Source organism: Myxococcus llanfairpwllgwyngyllgogerychwyrndrobwllllantysiliogogogochensis (assembly GCF_006636215.1).
GTDB classification, from domain to species: Bacteria; Myxococcota; Myxococcia; order Myxococcales; family Myxococcaceae; genus Myxococcus; species Myxococcus llanfairpwllgwyngyllgogerychwyrndrobwllllantysiliogogogochensis.
Genome location: NZ_VIFM01000234.1, coordinates 1 through 17,104, shown reverse-complemented (window position 1 = coordinate 17,104; position 17,104 = coordinate 1). Strand labels below are relative to the sequence as shown.

At 65.9% G+C, this 17,104-nt stretch carries 15 protein-coding genes; 7 read left to right on the top strand and 8 right to left on the bottom strand.

All coding sequences use genetic code 11. From position 1 onward, the window contains the following. Positions 1-252: 252 nt before the first annotated feature. The 6 genes from FJV41_RS38050 to FJV41_RS38025 form a co-directional block, all read right to left on the bottom strand. On the bottom strand, positions 253-585 hold the full coding sequence (locus FJV41_RS38050; protein ID WP_141647517.1) for a hypothetical protein: 333 nt from the start codon (positions 583-585) through the stop codon (positions 253-255). A gap of 105 nt (positions 586-690) precedes the next feature. Continuing rightward, positions 691-2,880 (bottom strand): ATP-binding protein, encoded by a 2,190-nt coding sequence (locus FJV41_RS38045; RefSeq protein WP_141647516.1) that lies wholly within the window; start codon positions 2,878-2,880, stop codon positions 691-693. A 12-nt stretch (positions 2,881-2,892) separates the two neighbouring features. Beyond that, positions 2,893-4,074: a hypothetical protein gene (locus tag FJV41_RS38040; RefSeq protein WP_141647515.1), complete on the bottom strand. Its 1,182-nt coding sequence runs from the start codon at positions 4,072-4,074 to the stop codon at positions 2,893-2,895. Positions 4,075-4,076: 2 nt separating this feature from the next. After that, complete coding sequence (locus FJV41_RS38035; RefSeq protein ID WP_141647514.1) at positions 4,077-4,805, bottom strand: ImmA/IrrE family metallo-endopeptidase; 729 nt, start codon at positions 4,803-4,805, stop codon at positions 4,077-4,079. Continuing rightward, complete coding sequence (locus tag FJV41_RS38030) at positions 4,802-5,176, bottom strand: hypothetical protein (protein ID WP_141647513.1); 375 nt, start codon at positions 5,174-5,176, stop codon at positions 4,802-4,804. The genes FJV41_RS38035 and FJV41_RS38030 overlap by 4 nt, the downstream gene beginning before the upstream one ends. Before the next feature lies 1 nt (position 5,177). Further along, complete coding sequence (locus tag FJV41_RS38025; protein WP_141647512.1) at positions 5,178-5,762, bottom strand: RNA polymerase sigma factor; 585 nt, start codon at positions 5,760-5,762, stop codon at positions 5,178-5,180. A gap of 270 nt (positions 5,763-6,032) precedes the next feature. On the opposite strand from FJV41_RS38025, the gene FJV41_RS38020 reads away from it, so the two are divergent. The 3 genes from FJV41_RS38020 to FJV41_RS38010 all read left to right on the top strand — a co-directional run bounded on the left by FJV41_RS38020 (position 6,033) and on the right by FJV41_RS38010 (position 7,952). After that, a complete protein-coding gene (locus FJV41_RS38020) occupies positions 6,033-6,839 on the top strand; it encodes a GNAT family N-acyltransferase (RefSeq protein ID WP_141647511.1) in 807 nt (268 codons plus the stop codon). A gap of 78 nt (positions 6,840-6,917) precedes the next feature. Beyond that, the gene (locus FJV41_RS38015; RefSeq protein ID WP_141647510.1) at positions 6,918-7,601 is read left to right on the top strand and encodes an iron-containing redox enzyme family protein; all 684 of its coding nucleotides are present in this window, start codon (positions 6,918-6,920) and stop codon (positions 7,599-7,601) included. A gap of 90 nt (positions 7,602-7,691) precedes the next feature. After that, positions 7,692-7,952, top strand: coding sequence for a DUF3892 domain-containing protein (locus FJV41_RS38010; protein ID WP_141647509.1), 261 nt, complete (start codon positions 7,692-7,694; stop codon positions 7,950-7,952). Positions 7,953-8,016: 64 nt separating this feature from the next. On the opposite strand, the gene FJV41_RS38005 is transcribed toward FJV41_RS38010, so the two are convergent. Next, entirely contained in the window at positions 8,017-9,111 is a 1,095-nt protein-coding gene (locus tag FJV41_RS38005) for a LuxR C-terminal-related transcriptional regulator (protein ID WP_141647508.1), read from the bottom strand. 454 nt (positions 9,112-9,565) lie between these two features. Between FJV41_RS38005 and FJV41_RS38000 the strand changes: the two genes are divergently transcribed. The 3 genes from FJV41_RS38000 to FJV41_RS37990 all read left to right on the top strand — a co-directional run bounded on the left by FJV41_RS38000 (position 9,566) and on the right by FJV41_RS37990 (position 15,127). After that, a complete protein-coding gene (locus tag FJV41_RS38000) occupies positions 9,566-10,693 on the top strand; it encodes a metallophosphoesterase family protein (protein ID WP_141647507.1) in 1,128 nt (375 codons plus the stop codon). Further along, positions 10,690-13,437 carry an AAA family ATPase gene (locus FJV41_RS37995; protein WP_141647506.1) on the top strand — a complete coding sequence of 916 codons (2,748 nt, stop codon included), beginning with the start codon at positions 10,690-10,692 and terminating at the stop codon, positions 13,435-13,437. Before FJV41_RS38000 ends, FJV41_RS37995 begins: the two co-directional genes overlap by 4 nt. Before the next feature lie 100 nt (positions 13,438-13,537). Then, the gene (locus FJV41_RS37990) at positions 13,538-15,127 is read left to right on the top strand and encodes a DUF6119 family protein (protein WP_220137934.1); all 1,590 of its coding nucleotides are present in this window, start codon (positions 13,538-13,540) and stop codon (positions 15,125-15,127) included. A gap of 173 nt (positions 15,128-15,300) precedes the next feature. On the opposite strand, the gene FJV41_RS37985 is transcribed toward FJV41_RS37990, so the two are convergent. Further along, the gene (locus FJV41_RS37985) at positions 15,301-16,224 is read right to left on the bottom strand and encodes a hypothetical protein (RefSeq protein WP_141647504.1); all 924 of its coding nucleotides are present in this window, start codon (positions 16,222-16,224) and stop codon (positions 15,301-15,303) included. Positions 16,225-16,444: 220 nt separating this feature from the next. Here FJV41_RS37985 and FJV41_RS37980 point away from each other — a divergent pair. Beyond that, positions 16,445-17,104 (top strand): acyl-CoA dehydrogenase family protein (locus tag FJV41_RS37980; protein ID WP_181791211.1); only part of this gene is annotated, 660 nt, incomplete at its 3' end.

Below are 17,104 nucleotides of genomic sequence, written 5' to 3'. Positions count from 1 at the left end.
GGGGAGGCCTCTGTCGGGGGCGCGGGCGGTTCGCCGCAATGGGCCCCGAGGGCCAGGAATAGACAGGCTTGAAGGCAGCGCAAGAGTCGGGATGAGGGCACAGATGTTTCCTGGGGAGGACAGCGGTGGAGGTGGTGTGGCAACGGGTAGAAGAAAGTGCTGATGGCTCCTCGGCCTGGGGAACGATGTTGTTCTCGAAGGCGAGCCCGGGCACTCAGGAGCCGCACGAGAGCGGCGGGGCGCAGGTGATGGTCAACGATTGAAGGTGAGGCCGGTGTTGTCGGCTTGGCTCACGAGTTGGTCGACCATCATCTGCGGGGGGCCGGTGGCCATCGACGCTTCGTCGGTGACGACGAGCGAGCGGAACGGTTTCAGCGTCGCGGCGATGGGGAAAGGACTGTCGGCCAGAGACGTGGACTGGAGGCCGCCGCGCTCGGAGCGGGGCGCGGCTACGGCGGGCCCCAGGCTCGCGAGGAGCAGTCCCGCGCAGGTGAGATGCGGGATGTCGTACTGGGGGCGCCTGGAGGCGCGCCCCCAACTGGCCTCACGGTCGTCCGCCAATGGAACGTTTCGAAGGTGAATCATCTCTGTTGCCTCTCGGGGATCCGGTGTCCGAGGGCTGTTACGGTCGCTGGCTGCGACCTGGTTGATGATGATTGAACTTCGTCGACTGCGTTTCCCTCGCGCTGCTCAGTCGACGAGGAGGCGCTTCACGGGGGCGGGGTCGACTGCCACCATCAGCGGACGGGCGAAATTGCTGAAGGAGACCAGCGCCTGCCCTGGGGCGAGCCGGGTCACCCGATTCCAGAGGCTCTCGTCGATGCTTCCCACCGTGCGTTGCATGCGGGAGATGACGGAGCTGTCGGTCATCTTGTGGATGATGAAGTTGTTGAGCAGGCCCAGCACCTCATTGGGGAGGTGTTGAGGCAGCTGCGTGACGAAGACGAGCCCGAGCCAACGCTTGCGTCCGCGCTTGGCGATGCGGGCGACCTGCTCGAAGAGGACGGGCATCTGGCTGATGCGGCTGGCCGACAGGAACTCGTGCGCCTCCTCGATGATGATGAGCACCGGGGTGACGGCCTGGTCCTGATTGTTCGCCTTCTCGTAGCGTGCCTCCTGCGCCTCCTGGAGTCCGCGCAGGATGTCCGCGATGACCAGGTTGTTGAGCTGGGGCGAGTCCGTGTCCGACAGGTCGATGACCGACACGCGTCCCGGCGCGAGCATCGAGTTGTAGGCCACGCCCGGCGCGGTCCCCACGTCGAAGATGTTGAGCCGTCGCAGGCGGTGGAGCTTGCTGGCCAGGGCCTTCCAACTGATTTCGGCCCTGCTGCTCTGGGCCATCACCCGGCGCATGACCATCCCCGGGTTGCTCTTGAACTCGCTGTGGAGCGAGAGCGCGTGGCTTGGCGGAGGCGAGTCCTCTTCGGGCGCCGGGTCCAGTCCCTCGAGCGCCTCCAGTAGCGGCTCCTTGCGTCGTGACGAGGCACGAGCACGGGGCTTTGCCTCTGCGCGGCCCTCGTCACTGAGGCTGTAGATGTAGGCGCTCACGACGTCCAGCACGTGCTGGATGGTCATCCGGGGGTAGCCGGTCGACAGCTCGTCCACGTCCAGCGCCTGTTGTTTCTCCTGGTCGCTCAGCGGGAAGATCTTGAAGTCCTCCAGGAGCAGCTTGGTGACGTCATAGGCCTTGAGGAAGCGCTCCTGCTGCGCGTCCGACATGTCCAGGATTTCGGCCAGGGCATAGGGCGACAGGCTGGAGAAGTTCAGGGCGAAGCGGTGCAGGTTCTTGTGGCGCGGGTTGCGGCTGGATCGGCCCGTCAGATGGTGGAGGTGCAGGTCCCTGACGCCCTGAGGTCGCAGGCCCCTTCGCTTGAGGGCCTCCAGCATGGCGGCGTGGTCCGTGGGCTCATCCACATGCGTGTATTCGCCCTCCACGTCGAAGACGACGGTGGCGATGCCCTCTGCCTGGGCGCGGTGGATGAGCGTGGCCACGGTGGTGGACTTGCCGCCGCCCGTCGTCCCGATGATGCCGGTGTGCCGCGGCAGCACGGACTTGTCGCGCGCATTGAGGCGGGCCTCCATGCGCTCGTAGCCCACGACGACGCCCAGGCACAGGTCTCCGCCCACACCGAGCACGCGCTCGCTCTCCTTGTCATCCAGCACGAACACGGGGCTCTGGGGACGTGGCCGGAAGCGGGGAGGCTTCAGGACTCCCTCCACTTCCTCACCCAGCAGCTCCACCTCCGCGCGGCCGTGATAGTCGAACGTGTAGGTGAGCTTCTTTCCGTGCGTCACCACGCCGATGGCCATCGTCGAGTTGGCGGGAACGGCGTTGGGTTCCGTGAAGGGGCCTCGGACGACGACACCCAGATAGGTGCGCTTGTCCTCGCGCGACTTCACCCGTACCAGCGTCTGCGAGGCGAGCAGGTGGAGGTCGTCGCGGGCCAGCAGGATGGTCACGAGGTTGTCCTCGCTGGACGCGGTGTCGAAGTGGGTGAAGCCCGCGGCCAGCTCCAGTTCGGGGTCGAGCTGCGACGCCGTCGTGTCGTTCCTCAGCTCCTCGAGCGCGGCACGGGCCTCGGGTGGCGTCGAACGGACGACGTCGCCGCGCCCCTCCCGCGCGGACGCCGGTGGCGTCTCCGGGGGCGAAGCGGGCCTGCGCACCGTCGTGGGGGCCGCGCGTGACGGTTGACCTGGAGGCACAAGTCTTCTGTCCTCACCGCCCGAGGGCTGCGGAGTCTGATGTGGCGACTCACCCCGAGGTCCTCCGAGCGACGGGAGTGGCGCCGTGTGTCCGTTCAGTCCGTGCGGTGGACGACTCGGAATGTTCTCGAACAGCCCCGGACCTGGTGGCCTTGGTCCCTTGCCATCATTGGACATGGTTGTCTCCCCCTACCGGCGCATCCCGCGCTCACTGAAGAACTGGAGGTTGGCTCCCGCCTGGGCGTAGGCGTCATGGACCAGCCCCAGGAAGCCGTCGTCGCCAAAGGCACTGCGGCAGGACATCTCCGCGACGTCGAGCAGCAGGGGGAAGCCCCGCTCGGGACGCAGCACGCTGTCGGCCATGGCCACCCAGGCGGCCTCGTGCACGTGCTCACGGTGCGCGTAGAACAGGCGGGGAGGGGAGTGGTCTGAAATTCGGAACAGTCCCTTCACGACGCACGAACTCGAGTCGCGCACGAAGTCCCAGGCCATGCGCTTGCTGCGTCCTCCGTACTCCCAGCCCCTGACGATGTGCTCGCCATCGCTCTGGAGCGTCTCGAGGAGCGCGTACTCGCCCGCGTCGAGCGCGAAGCCCATCGTCAGGAAGCCCCGGTCCTGGAGTGAGCCGGAGACGAAGACGAACTTCTTGTGTTCATGGATGACCCGCTGGAGCACGGACAGCGAGCGCTCCAGCAGGGTCATGTAGCCAGAGCCGGAGAGCAGCTCGTGCGCGCAGGGATTCCCGATGCCCATCCGCCACTCCGCGGAGGACTTGCTCAAGAGCGCGGCCCGCTCCGCATAGGTCCGGATGCCCCGCCGCGCCATCCGGGACAGGGTGTCTTTGTGCCCCTGGAAGCGGTTCTGGCGCATGTTGATGTAATCCATCGCCTCCTGGGCGGGATTCGCGTTCCGCGCGGCCATCTCCTTGCGGAACAGCCGCTTTGAAAAGGCGCCGGAGTTCCCCTGGTAGCCGACGATGCCGACCCCAATCTGGGAGATGCCGATGGGCAGGCTGTCATGGCTCGCATGGCTGCCGGCCACGGCGTCAACCTTGCCTTGGAAGAGCAGCCGCTCATGGATGAGTGTCAGCTCTTCTGGCGTGACTTTGTAGACTCCCGCCTCGGGAAGCATGCCGCTGCGGGTAGACAGTCGGGGGAGAATCTCGTTGCGGACGAGGGTGCGCAGCCGCCCTTCCTTGTGCAGGGCGCCGGCAATCTCGCTCCGGAAGCGCTCCATGACCTTGTCCAGGTCGAGCCCCGTGGACCATCGGTCGAGGTCCAGCGTGGAGGCCATGTCCTCCCCGAATGCCTCCCGATAGTCGTCATCCCCAAACAACTCACCCATCTCTTCCGGCGGAATCCTGCTCGACATGTCTACCCTCCCTCCACTCCCAGGAACTGCTCGATTGAAAATCGCGGAGTGCGCATGCGGCGGTGCAACTCCTGGACGTAGGTGTCCGCCTTCTCCCGGGGGAGCCCGTACCGGAAGAACAGCAGGCCCGTGGCCTCCTCGGCGGGGAGGTCCATCACCAGTGGCACCACGAGCTTCGCCGGAGCCAGCAGCTCCAGGCCCAGCAGGTCCGCGCGCCACTCGGAGTCCATCACCGCTCGACGGGCGTAGTGTCCGGAGGCATCGCGAGCCATGAGGTCCACCGGAGGCCCCAGCGAGAGCTTCTCGAAGAGGGCCGTCATGGCCTCGTCCGGCGTGGGCTTACGCAGACCGTCGAGCACCGGCAGTATCTGCTCGCCAAACACCCGCAGGGCCCGCTGACGTGGAAGCCATTGGTCCAGGATGAAGTGCGACAGCTCGTGCGCGACGGTGAAGCGTTGCTCGGCGTTCTCCTCGGACCTGTCCACGAACAGGAATCCGTGTCCGGCTTTCGCCACCATGCAGCCATGGAAATCACTGGCGTCACCCTCGACGGGCTGACGGATACCCCGGCGCAAGAGCCAGTCCCGCACGGCTTGCGGCGTCAGGTGGGGCAGGGCCACCACCTTGACGGAGAGCCGCGAGGGAATCTCCGTCGACAGGTTTCGTGGGAAGCGCGAGGGGGCCGTGAAGCCACACTCCTCCACGGCCTCCTCGAGCCAGAGCGGCGTCATGGACTCGTCTTCTCGCCCGGGACGCGGTCTCTCGCGGCCATCTGGATGGGACGTTCCTCTCCGTTGGAGTCCGCGACCCGCTCGGACAGGGCATCCACGATTTCGACGTGTCGAATCACGTCGACGAGCGCCCGGAGATCCACTTCATGACGTTCGGTGATGGCGGTGACCTGGGTATCGAAGTCCGGGCCCTCGGGTTTGCGGCACAGACACAGCCAGTAGAGCACTTCCCGCGTGCAGCCCAGATCCCGCGCGAGTTCAGCCTCGGTCCGATCCTCCAGTTGGCGATACCTCTCGAGTGTATAGGCAAGCGTCCAGGACGCGCGCTGGGCACGCAGGGCGGCCCGTTCGAGCCAATCAGGGTTCGACATCTCACTCCTCCTTCCCGATCCGTCCCAGGGTCTTCATGAGGCGGTCCCGGTTCCGTTTCACCTCGCGGCGGAGCTCTTTCTCCGACAGCTGCGGCAGGTTCATGGCCTTGGCCAGGGCGTCGGTGGAGCGCTCGCCTTGGAGGATGAGCCCGAGGGCGGCCCGGTCCTGCTCCTGAATGGCCTGTTCGAGTTGTCCCACGAGGTGTCGTGCCTCCACGATGATCTCCAGGCTTCTATTCGGAGCCGTCGCGCGAAGTTCGATTGCCTCCCCGAATTCCCTTTCTCGGCGCTGGCGGGCCTCCTGGGAGCGGTACATGTCCCGGACCTGCATTTCGGCGTTCCGGGTCAAATACGAGGACAGCTTGCTCTTGTGGGCCAGGTACCGTTCGGGATTCTCCAAATACTCCATGAGGACGTCGCAGACCGCGTCGTGCGCCTCCTCTTTGGTTTTTCTCCGGTTGCGGCAAAGCACTCGGGTGATGGGGGCCATGAAGACCCTGAAGACGTCCTGGGAGGCCAGTGACTCATTCTTTTTAAGGACGCGCTCATGAAGTGCCTGTTCCTCCGCTTGTGATGGAAAACTCATCCCCACTCCTCACCGGGAAACTCCTGCCCGCTCTCGGGTTGACTGCGACATGTATGTTCGTTCCCACCCTGGCGAGTTCGACGGAGGCGGGTTTGTGCATCTCCATGAAAGGTTGCTGGAGGTCAGTCCCTCAGTCTGTACCTCCCAGGTGGTATGCCGCCGCGCGCGAGAGGAGAAAATGAACGCCCCGCGCACTTTGGATCCCGGCAACGAATGAATGGACAGGAGACGGCGAGTCGCCGCGACCGACCCGAGTTCGAGAGGGAACCCATGACGTCCATGCACTGCCGAGTAGCCACCACCCAGCGAGAGCTCGATGACGCGCTTCGTGTCCGCTGGGCTGTCTTTGGGGGGGAACTGAGGTTGATTCCCGGAAAGGCGCCGCCGTCGAGGCGGGAGGTGAGCTGTTTCGACACGCTGGAGACCACGGTGCATCTGGTGGTCTACGCGGACCGCGAGCCGGTGGCGACGTTGCGGATGTTGATGACGAGCCCGGAGGTGGCGCTCGCCACGGGGGGCCGGCTGGGTATCGAACTGGAGCAGAAGCTGGACCTGTCGGGTCTGGGCGGACCTGGGATGGTGTTCGCGGAGACCGCGCGCTTCTGTGTGCTCGAGCGTTGGAGGCACTCCGAGGCGGTGGCGCACCTGCAGGCGGGCATCTACGCGGAGAGCCGCGGACGCGGCGTGACGCACTGGATCGCCGCGGCGAACCTGGACACGGATTCGTGGGAGGACGCGAGTCTCATCGCCCGGGTGGCGGCGCACCGGGGCTGGGTGAGCCCTCGCTGGCGGGTGAAGGTCTCCGAGCCCTCGGAGTCTCCGGTCCTCCCCAGCAGCCCCTTCTATACGCCCATGGAGCGTGAGCGCGCGGGACAGGGAAACCTGGGCGGGCTGCGGATGCCGAGGGCGCCCTCGTTGTTCGCCAGGAAGATGGGCGCGCGGTTCATCGCGGAGCCACTCTACGACGCGAGCTTCCGCCGCTTCACCCTGCCGCTCCTCGCCGCGCTCGACGAGATTCCCGCCAGCACCCTGGAGCGGTTCCGCGCGCTCGACGGCATCGTGCGTCGCGCCGGCTAGCCCCAGGGCGGCCCGCATTTCTTCCTTCACCTTCAACGCGCAACAGCCGGGAGCCCACGCCCCGGACAGGAGACGTCCGTGCAGACGACGATGGAGAGCCCGAAGTCGATGGATTGGGTGGAGCTGCTGGAGCAGGAGGGCCGCGCGCTCGTGGCGGCGCTGGATGCGCATCCTGACGCAAGCCGCCTGTTCGCCGGCACGCTCGACCGGGAGGGCTATGTCCACTACCTGGTGCAGACGTATCACTACGTCCGCTGGAGCCTGCCGCTGTTGAAGGGCGCGGGGACGCGCCTGAAGCACCTGGGGCGGCACCCGAGGCTGGCGGACCTGCTGCTCCAGAAGGCCGAGGAGGAGCGCGGCCACGAGCGCTGGTTGCTGACGGACCTGAAGAACCTGGGGTGCTCGGAGGAGCGGGTCCTGTCCACGGGCCCGTCTCCGGCGGTGGAGGCCTATACCAGCTGGAACTTCTTCACCTCCCGGGCGGGCATTCCCACCGCGTTCCTGGGCACGGCGTATGTCCTGGAATACCTCTCCGTGACGCGCGCGACCGGGGCCGCGGAGCACCTGATTCAGGCGAATGCCATTGCGAACATCGGCAAGGCGGTGACGTTCCTGCGTGGCCACGGAGGTCTGGATGAAGACCATGTGGCGGAGCTGACGTCCGTGCTCCGGACGCTGACGGATGTGGAGGAACAGTCCGCCGTGCTGTTGTCTGCTCGCACGACGCGCGTCGTGTACCCAGGTTTCTTCCGCGAGCGGTGAACCCCCATACCCCTGGCGAGGTAGAGACAACCCTCCTGGCCAGCGCCATTCTCCCAGTCGACACAAGGCATTCACACCAGGGGGCGCTTCATGCGTTACATCACTCACATCCACCTCGAGGGCGGCAGACGACTCGAGCACATCGCGCTGGTTCGCTGGCGTGAGGGCCTCATGACGGGGACGAGTACGCGGCAGCAGATGGTGGAATGGATTGATGACGGTGGGGATGCGAGGGTTCAAGCTTTGCCCGTGGATGCGCGGGTAGAGGTCGTCAATGCGCGACCGCCCTATCTGCGGTCGGTGCCGAACGGCAGTCTTTTCGACAATCTGCTGTCCCTGCCGGAGTTCTGAACCGACAGGGACACGGGGCGCCACGGGCGGGTCCGGAGGAAGGGCCGGGTCAGCCCGTGGTGGTTCAGATGGGCTTCATCAGGCGGGCGGCCTGGTAGAAGAAATCGGCGCGGCTGTCGCAGTTCAGCCGGTCCTTGCTGAAGATGTCCCGGATGTGTGTCTTCACCGTGTCGACGGAGAGGACGTACTCACGGGCAATCTGCTCGTTGGACCAGTTCCTGAGCAGCGCCTGGGCGATGGTGACCTGGCGACTGGTGAGCCGCCGCTTCATCTGCTCGGGGAGCGGAATCGAGTGGGGAATCTCGTGAAGGATGAGCGCCCAGGGGCTGGGGCCCTGGGGCTCGGGGAGCTCGATGAACTTCACCACCCGGTGCGAGTCATCGAGTGACCTCACCCAGACGTTCGCCTGAAGCCGCTCGTCCGGGGACATGCGAGTCAGGGCGACCAGCCGGTCCACGAGGACCTCGGGCAGGCCGGAACCGTGGAGATCGGAGCGGGTGAACCACTGCTCGAGCAGCGTGGTGGCCCGGGGTGAGCGCAGTCGTTCGAGGGCGGGCGGGTCCACCACGATGAACGCGGAGCGGTCATTCTCGTGGATTTGCTCCAGGAGGCGCACGCCCGTGGAGGCCACCCACATCTCGCCGCAGTTGCGCACCGTGTTGGCCAGGTGCGGCGTAAGGCTGGTGAGAAGGGCGACGGCGCGCTCGGAGAACGGGTGTCGGCGGTCGCGGTAGAGCGTGAAGCCGCCGAAGACGCCCGGGCGCACGTTCATGAGAACGGCCATGACGTGTTCCAGTCGCAGTTCCAGCTCTTGGCTGCGCTGGTAGAGCTGGCTTGCTTCCAGCTCCCTGCGCGACACCATCTCCGAGTCCCGGAGGACGGTGTCGAGCTGGCGCAACAGCGCCCTGCGCACGAAGTCGTCGTCGGCCACCTTGTCGTACTCGGACTGCTCCAGGAGCGGAACGCGAGGGCCGGGAACCAGCCACCGGTAGGGGATGGGCTGGCCAGGGGCGACGATGCACAGCCCCATGTACTCCGCGGGAATCAGTTCCAGGAAGAGGCCGCGGACCCTCTCCATGACCTCGGAGAGGTTCAGGGAGCTGTTGAGCGCCGCGATGACCTTGTCCCTCAGCAGGAACTCACGAGAGTCGAAAACCATGTCCATCCCCCTACATGCGGGAGCGTGCCCCGCGTTTGCCCATACCGTCTGCCCTCTCAATAGACAGGAGAGGGAGCGCTGTCCCTACCACTCCAGTGGTAGGCGCCCTCGCGGCCCGAGGCCCGACCTCCCAGGCTCGGGCCGCGCGAAGGGCCCGAGCTCCGCCGGTCAGGTCGGAGTCGAGGCGCTCTGGCGGTCAGCCTGTGCATGTGTCGATCCTAGCGGGGCCGACCGGACAAAGACACGCCCCCAGGATGGATTGATGCGTCTGGTATTGACTACCCGGGTGGGTGCGTCCTCACTCATCCGGTCGGTCACAGGGACCGGGAGCCTACTCCTCGGGAGGTATGTCCTGGCCTTCCCGTGCGTCGGTACGGTGTGTGGAGAGCGCGCGCTCGAGTTCGGGGCGACACTCCTTCCGCCGCGTCTGGACTTCGCGGCACATCGGTGGGTCATGGTCAGGATTCTTCATTCCGCGGATTGGCAGATGGGGCTTCGGGCGAGACACGTCGCCCAGGTGGCGTCAGCGGTGCGCGAGGCGAGGTTGGAGGCGGCACGCAATGTCATTCAGGCGGCGAACAGCCATCAGGTGGATGCCGTCGTGCTCGCGGGTGACATCTTCGAGGACAACCTGGTCGAGGACCGGCTCGTGCATCAGGTGGTGGCGGTGCTGGAGGGCGCGCGCGCGCCGGTGTTCGTCCTGCCGGGCAACCATGACGCGCTGACGCCTGACGCCGTCTACCATCGGGCTTCCTGGAAGCAGCGGCCCGCGCATGTCCGCATGCTGGATGGAGATGCGCCGGTTCCCATTCCAGGGACGGCGGCGGTGCTGCTCGCCGCCCCGCTTCGACAGAAGAAGGGAATGAAGGATCCAACGGGCGAGTGGCGGGCCCGCGCGGACGTGGACGCCATCCGCGTTGGCGTGGCTCATGGCTCCCTTCGTATCGAGGGGAAGCACGCCCTGGACGACTTCCCGATTGCCCTGGATGCGGTGGCGCGAGTGGGGCTCGACTATCTCGCGCTGGGTCACTGGCACGGGCAATACGTCCACGAGGAGCGCACCGCCTATGCGGGGGCGCATGAGACGACGAAGTTCGGTGAGGATGGCTCGGGGCAGGCGCTGCTCGTGGAGATTGCCTCGCGGGGCGCCGTGCCTCGGCTGACCCCTGTTCCCACCGGCTCGCTGGTGTGGCGCACCCTGGAGTTGGATCTGGGCCAGGACGCGGAGCGGGAGGCGGCGCGTGTCCTGGGGCTCATGAAGGACGCGGCCCAGCCGGCCAGGACCCTGCTGCGGATTCGCACCACGGGCGCCTCCTCGGATGCCGCCACACCGGTCGTGGACCGTCTCAAGGAAGGATTGCTGGGGCGGGCGTTCCTGCATGTTTCCGTCGAGCGTCGCGACATTCCGAAGGCGGAGGTGGAGGGACGGCTCGCCGAGGTGGTCGCCTCCAGCTCCCTGGTGGCTTCGCTCCTGGAGGAGTTGTCCCGACCCTTGTCTCCCGGGCTGGTGGACGCCTCGGAAGCGGGGCGGATCGCCGCCAGGTGTCTCTTGTCGGAGCTGGTGATGGAGGCGTGGCGATGATTCTGCGCAGGCTTCGAGTTCAGCATTTCCGTTGCTTCCGCAATCCCGTGGAGCTGTCCGGGCTGGGGGTGGGCATCCATGTCGTCCATGCGCCGAACGAGACAGGGAAGTCGAGTCTCATCCTGGCCCTCGCGCGGGCACTGTTCGACCGGAACTCGACGAGGGACCGGGAGATACAGAACCTGCGGCCCTGGGGGACGACGTTGTCGCCGCGGGTGACACTGGAGCTGGACTCCGGTGGCAAGCGCTATCGGTTGGAGAAGGCGTTCCTGGATGACGCCACGAGCCTGCTGGACGAATGGACGGGGAAGCGGTTCGAGCGGCTCGCCGACTCGCAGCGGGCAGACGAGTTGGCGCGAGGGTTCCTCTTCTCCGGAGGAGCGCAGGCCGGTGCGACGAAGCCGGGCCAGTGGGGACTGGCCCGCCTGCTCTGGCTGGGTCAATCCGCCGAGCGTCATGTGCTGCCCGGTCTGGACACGCCCCTGAAGGCTCGGCTCATGGAGGCGGTGGGCGTCGCGGTGCTGAGCGAGCAGGAGCAAGGGGTGTTGAAGCGGGTGGAGGACGCCTATCGCCAGTTTTTCACGCTGAAGAAAGGCAAGGTGGTGACCGGCAGCGAGCTGGAGTTGAAGGCGGCGCTCGTGGCGTCTCTCGAGGAAGAGCTGCGGGGAATTCGCGCCCAGCAGGAGGCGAGCGCGGAGCACGCCCGGGACATGGAGGAGGCGAGGAGCGCGCTGGGCGACCTCGCTGGGGAGCGGGGGGCCCTCGAGGCGCGGTTCTCCGCGCTTCAGGCGCGTGTGGAGGCGGAGACGCAGTTGGAGCAGCAGATCGCGCTCCGGGACAAGGATGTGGAGCGCCAGCACCAGGAATGGGAGCACCTGGATGGGAAGCAGCGGGAGCTGCTCGCGCTTCGCCAGAACGTGGCTCGGCATCAGGCTGTCGTGGCGGAGAAGGAGCCGGTCCTCCAGAAGGCGCGAGAGGGGTTGATTGGCCAGGAAGCGTCGTTCCGACAGGCCCGGGAGCTGTTCCAGGCGCAGCTCGGAGAGCAGGAGAAGGCGGAGCAGCGGCAGGAGCGCGGACGTCTGCTGGAGAAGGCCCGGCAGGCGCTGGTGGAGCAGCAGCGGCTGGATGGACAGCTCAAGCAGGGGGAGCGGCTGGAGACCGCCGTGGAGGGATTGCGGCGAAGAACAGCGGCGTTGAAGACGCTGTCCGAATCCGACGTCAAGCGCGCGGAGGACGTCGAGCGCAAGCTGCGGCAGGCGCAGGACAAACTGGAGGCGCGGGGAATCGAGGTCGTCTTCAAGGCGGAAGGGTCTCGGAGCATCGAGTGGGAGGCGGAGGGACAGGTCCAGCGGCACGAACTGGCGAAGGCCGAGCAGAAGCTGTTCGCGGGCGTGAGCGCGGGAAGCCTGCGCATCAAGGGCGTCGGGGAGGTGCGTGTTCGCACCGGGGCCGAGGAGATCGGGAACCTCCAGGCGGACGTGGAGAAGTTCCGCAAGGAGCTGACACGCCGGCTCCACGAGCATGGTGTGGAGAGTCCGCAGCGGTTGCGTGGGGAGTGGGAATCACAGCAAGTGGTACTCCAGGAGCAGGCGAAGCACGAAGGCGCGCTGGAGACGTTTCTGGAGGCCGCGGGCTTTGAGAGCGTGGAGGCTCTCCGGGAGAAGCGTCGCGAACAGGCGGGGAAGGTGGGGACCCTGGCGGGGCAGCTCAATCTCGCGGTGGCTGCCCTGGCCACGTACCCGACCCATGAACTCGTCGTGCTCTCCGAGGAGCTGAGGCTCCGCAAGCAGGAGGTGAAGGAGCGCGAGAAGGCGAAGGACGACGCTGAGGCGGTGTATCGCCAGGTGGAGAGGCAGGTACGGGGTCTTGCCCAGGAGCGGGACTCCGCGATGCAGACAGCGCGAGAGCTGGAGCTGACGATGAAGGCACAGCTCCATGCGCTGGGCATGTCGCTGGAGCAACTGGGGGCGGAGGTCGAACGGGCTCATGGGGAGCTAGAGCGCCTGAAGAACATGGTGACGGGGTTGAGGGCGCGGCTTCCCCGTCCGGAGGAGCGGGCGGCCACGCAGCGCCGCCAGCTCGACGAGGCGAGGGAGCGAGTCGTAGGCGCGGAAAAGAAGGCCCAGGAGCGAATCATCCGCGCGGAGACGTTGCTGGGGCGGGCGGCGGAGGCAGGGGTGTACTCGCGATTGGGGGAGGCGGAGGAGCGGCTCGTGCTTGCGACGGAGGAGCACCTGCAACTCAAGACCCGGGCCGAGGCGGCAGAGATTCTCCGAAAGCTGGTGGGCCACTGGCAGGAGCAGGTGAACCGGACGTTCGTGGCACCTATCCAGGACGCGGTGCATGCGCGCTTGGAGCACATCCGTGGAGATGGGCGGAACGAGGTGCTCTCACTGGGGCCGGAGTTCATCGACGCGGCGATGGAGACTCCCGACGGGGCGAGGTCGCTGGCGAGCTTCTCATGGGGAATGCAGGAGCAGACCCTGTTCGCGCTGCGCCTGGCTCTCGGGGAGATGCTGTCGAAGCAAGGGACGAAGCCGGAGCCGCAGCTCGTGGTCCTGGATGATGCCCTGGTCAACACGGACGCGGTCCGCCATCGGCGCGCGCTGGAGTTGATTGAGAGGGCGGGGGAGTCGCTGCAGCTGCTCATCCTGACCGCGTTTCCGGAGCGCTATCGCACCCTGAGAGGGATGAAGGAGTTCGACCTGCGGGAGTTGGCTCAGGAGTCCACTCCCGCCGGGTGAGGTCGTGTTGACGGAGCGTGGCGTTCGCCGCGTGGTGCTTCTCGGTTCATGACGAGTGCAACTGGCGCGTCGAGGTGCGGCGCGCCAGATAGGGGGACGTATGGCTATGCAGAAGAGTCGGGCACGTGTCAGGCATCTGACCGCGCTGCTGATCAAGGACGAATTCAAGAAGCCCGAGGACTGTCTCAAGGACGTCAGCGCGGTGGAGAAGGTGGAGTTGTCAGCGCGGCTTTCCTATTCGGCTGACTTCTACCTCCAGGCGAAGAAGGCGCGCTCACCTCCGTGGATGGAGTTCCTGGAGAAGATCGTGGCGAAGAAGCTGCCGACGCTCAAGAACCAGAACGTGTGCGGGGTATTCTTTGTCCGGCTGAAGAAAAGGATCGTCGCCTTCACGCAAGGACATGGCCGCAACCTCCTTCGAGCCGACTGCTTCGAGCGGGACTTCGGCCTCAAGGTGGTCTTGAACTCGGTCGATCCTACCCAGTTGCGGAGCGTGGATGCTCGCAAGGTCGAGGACCTGACGACGCAGACGCGAAAGCAACTGAGTCGAAACTCACCGCTGGATGCATTCGCTCTCAATCTGAATCAGGACATCCTCCGGGTCATCGCGGGGAAGCCCAAGAGTGAGGAGTTCGCGAAGTTGATAGTCGGTTCTGACTCGCTTTCGCTGAGCGCCAAAGTGGAGGTCGAACAGCTTGGGGAGAAGAGCGAGGAGCTCTTCGCCGCCTATCAGAGCCAGGAGTACAAGAAGCATTTCCCCTGGTTCGATCATCTCCGGTCGGTTCGAGACCAGGCAGTGATGGGGGAGTTGAATCGCAGGTTGATCGAAAAGATTCAGGCAGGCCCAGCCGACGCCCTCCATCTGGCCACGCCCGAGGTCATCGACTGGAGTGAATCATCGGGGCTTTCGTTCTCGACGGAAGCGGACCCGATGCCGCGCCATGACCTGTTGATAGAGGACTATCTCAAGACGAAGGATGAAACGGTGTCGGTCGCCGACCTCAAGCGAGACCATGTACAGGTTCACTTTGGCGCGGCGAATGCGCCCGTGTCCAAGTGGAGTGTGTATGACTCGATTGTGTTCGAGGCGGAGGAAAAGGGAGAGGTCTTCGTGCTCTCCGGGGGCGATTGGTTCCGAGTCGCCAAGCGTTTCGCTGATGAGGTGAGAGACCGGGTCGGAACCATCAAGAAGTCGACGCTCGTTCTTCCTGCCGCGAAGAGCACGGACCGGGAGGACGACTACAACTTCAACGTCGCCAAGTCGCGAGGGTTCATCTTGATGGACAAGAAGAACTCATATGTCGCGGAGGGCAAGACGTCGATCGAGGTCTGCGACCTGCTCACGAAGGATCGGCAGTTCGTGCACGTGAAGCGGAAGACACGGTCCTCGACACTCAGCCATCTTTTTTCTCAAGGCGTTGTCTCGGCGGATGCGTTCTGGATGGATCAAGAATTCAGGAACCACGCCCGGAATCATGTACTGAAGATCCATCCGACGTTGAAGAGTCTGATCCCGCAGGAGCGCCCGAATCCGGCGGAGTTTGAAGTTGTGTTCGCGGTCATCACAAAGAGCAACCCCAAGTGGCCGCATTCCCTCCCGTTCTTCAGTCAGCTCAATCTGAGCTACGCACATGACCGCCTGGAGCGAATGGGGTACCGAGTCTCGTTGCTGAGAATTGATGAGGTTTGACAGCGGCTGGGTTGATCGCAGGCGGGGCAGCCCTTCCTCGCCGTTCGGCAGGGCGGCGGTGTGCCGCTCCCGTCGAGAGGCGTTCGGGGCATCCATGGGCGTCGACATCGGCTGGCCGCGAATCGCACTGCTTCCTCGCGCGGTGGGCACCCGCCTCGCAAGCTGGCCCACTCTTATGGGGGCGCCGGACGCGTCGAGGAGCGAGTCGTCTTCCGTCGCGCCGCCTGATTGACTGGTGGCGCCGCCTTCTTGGCCCGTGACGCCGTCTTCCTGGCCGGTGGCGTCGTCTTCGTTGTCCGTCGCGCATTCGCGGCGCGGGCAGCCGCCATCACCGAGGCCCGTCGCTTGATGTGCGCGGCGCCCTCCGTTTCCGCGGAGGAAGCCCCGAGTGTGCCCATCGCGGCGAGTGCCTCACGCGTCGGTGCGTGCTTGTGACAGAGCACCACGAGGTTGGCGGCGCGCAGCACGCGAGGGGTGAAGATGGGCGGGTTGCCCAGTTCGGGCAGCAGACCGAGCAGCACCGGCACGTCGTCGAGCTTTGACTGCCAGGACTCGGCCCGTGAGCTCTTTGCGATGTGTGTCACCTCGCGCCCGATGTACGCCGCCGCCAGCTCGGCGAACCATGGCGTGACGGGCTTCTTCACGAGGGCCGTGAGCGCCGTGGCGAGGCGGCGGCTCTGGACGAGCACCTTCCAGGCTTTCTCCTCCGAGGGGGTGATGTTGGACGACGGCACCACCGCCACCAGGGACGACTCGAGGTTGTCGGCGAGCAGCACGTCTTCCCCTCCGTCATCCACTCGCTTCTCCCAGGTGGAGACAGCGCGCCTCACGAAGGAGGCCTCGTCGGCGAACTCGCTGTGGTCGCCATGCTCTTCGATGTCTCCCCGCAGTCCTCGGAGTGTGCGCAGCACCACGCGTGCGATGGCGGCGTCCTCTTCCTGCTTCAGGAGAGCCGTGCCTTCACGAACCAGGCTGCGCGGGTCGAGCTTGTGGGCGCGCTCGGCGAAGTCCCGCACGGTGGGGGAGGACTCCGTCCCGGCTGCGCCCTTCCTCAGGGAGTCGACGAACCTTCGGAGTGCGTCCTCGGTGACATGCATGCCCCATCCTGCACCGGGAATGGAGTGCGTTGGGACCTGTCCATCTGGAATGGGGCTATGCCTACATGGCAATGTTTTGCTGTTGCTGTCTGCTTGGCTCGAATTACTAGTTAGTCTCGTCTATGATAGGAGTTGCGTCAGAGGCACGCGCCGGGTGTGGAGATGTCCCTGGTGAGCGCTGCGTGGAAGGCCTCGTGTCCCTCGTTCCCGGGAGTCGCACGTGAAGACGAACAGTCGGTCCGCGGTCCTCCAGGCGGTACGCGAACTCGCACCATCCCTCTCCGCGCGGGGCGCGGAAATCGAGTTGGCGAGGAGGATTCCCGCCGATGTGATTGGCCTGCTCAAGTCAGCGGGGGTGTTCCGGATGTTCGTGCCGCGCAGTCATGGCGGACTCGACCTGCCGCTCCTGGAGGGGCTGGAAGTGCTGGAGGAGCTGGGTCGAATCGACGGCTCCCTCGGTTGGACGACCATGATTGGCGTGGGCAGCCCCCATCTGTTCGCGGTGTTGCCACGCTCGGAGTTCGATGCCATCCACGCGGCAAGCCCGGACATCGTCGCGGCGGGCGCCATGGCGGCGCAGGGGGAGGCGCGGACCGTGGCGGGAGGCTATCGCGTCACGGGGCGGTGGAACTTCGCCACCGGGTGCCATCACAGTGATTGGTTCTACGGAAGCTGCGCCCTGAAGGACGAATCGGGAAAGCCTGTCATGGGCACGGATGGCAAGCCGGCGCTGCGCACCGTGCTGGTGCCCGCCTCCTCCGCTCGCATCCTCGACAACTGGCAGGTCCTCGGGATGCGGGGCAGTGGCAGTCACGACATCTCCGTAGAGGACGTCTTCGTCCCGGAGGCGTATGCCTTTGACGTCGCCGCGGCCCGCCCC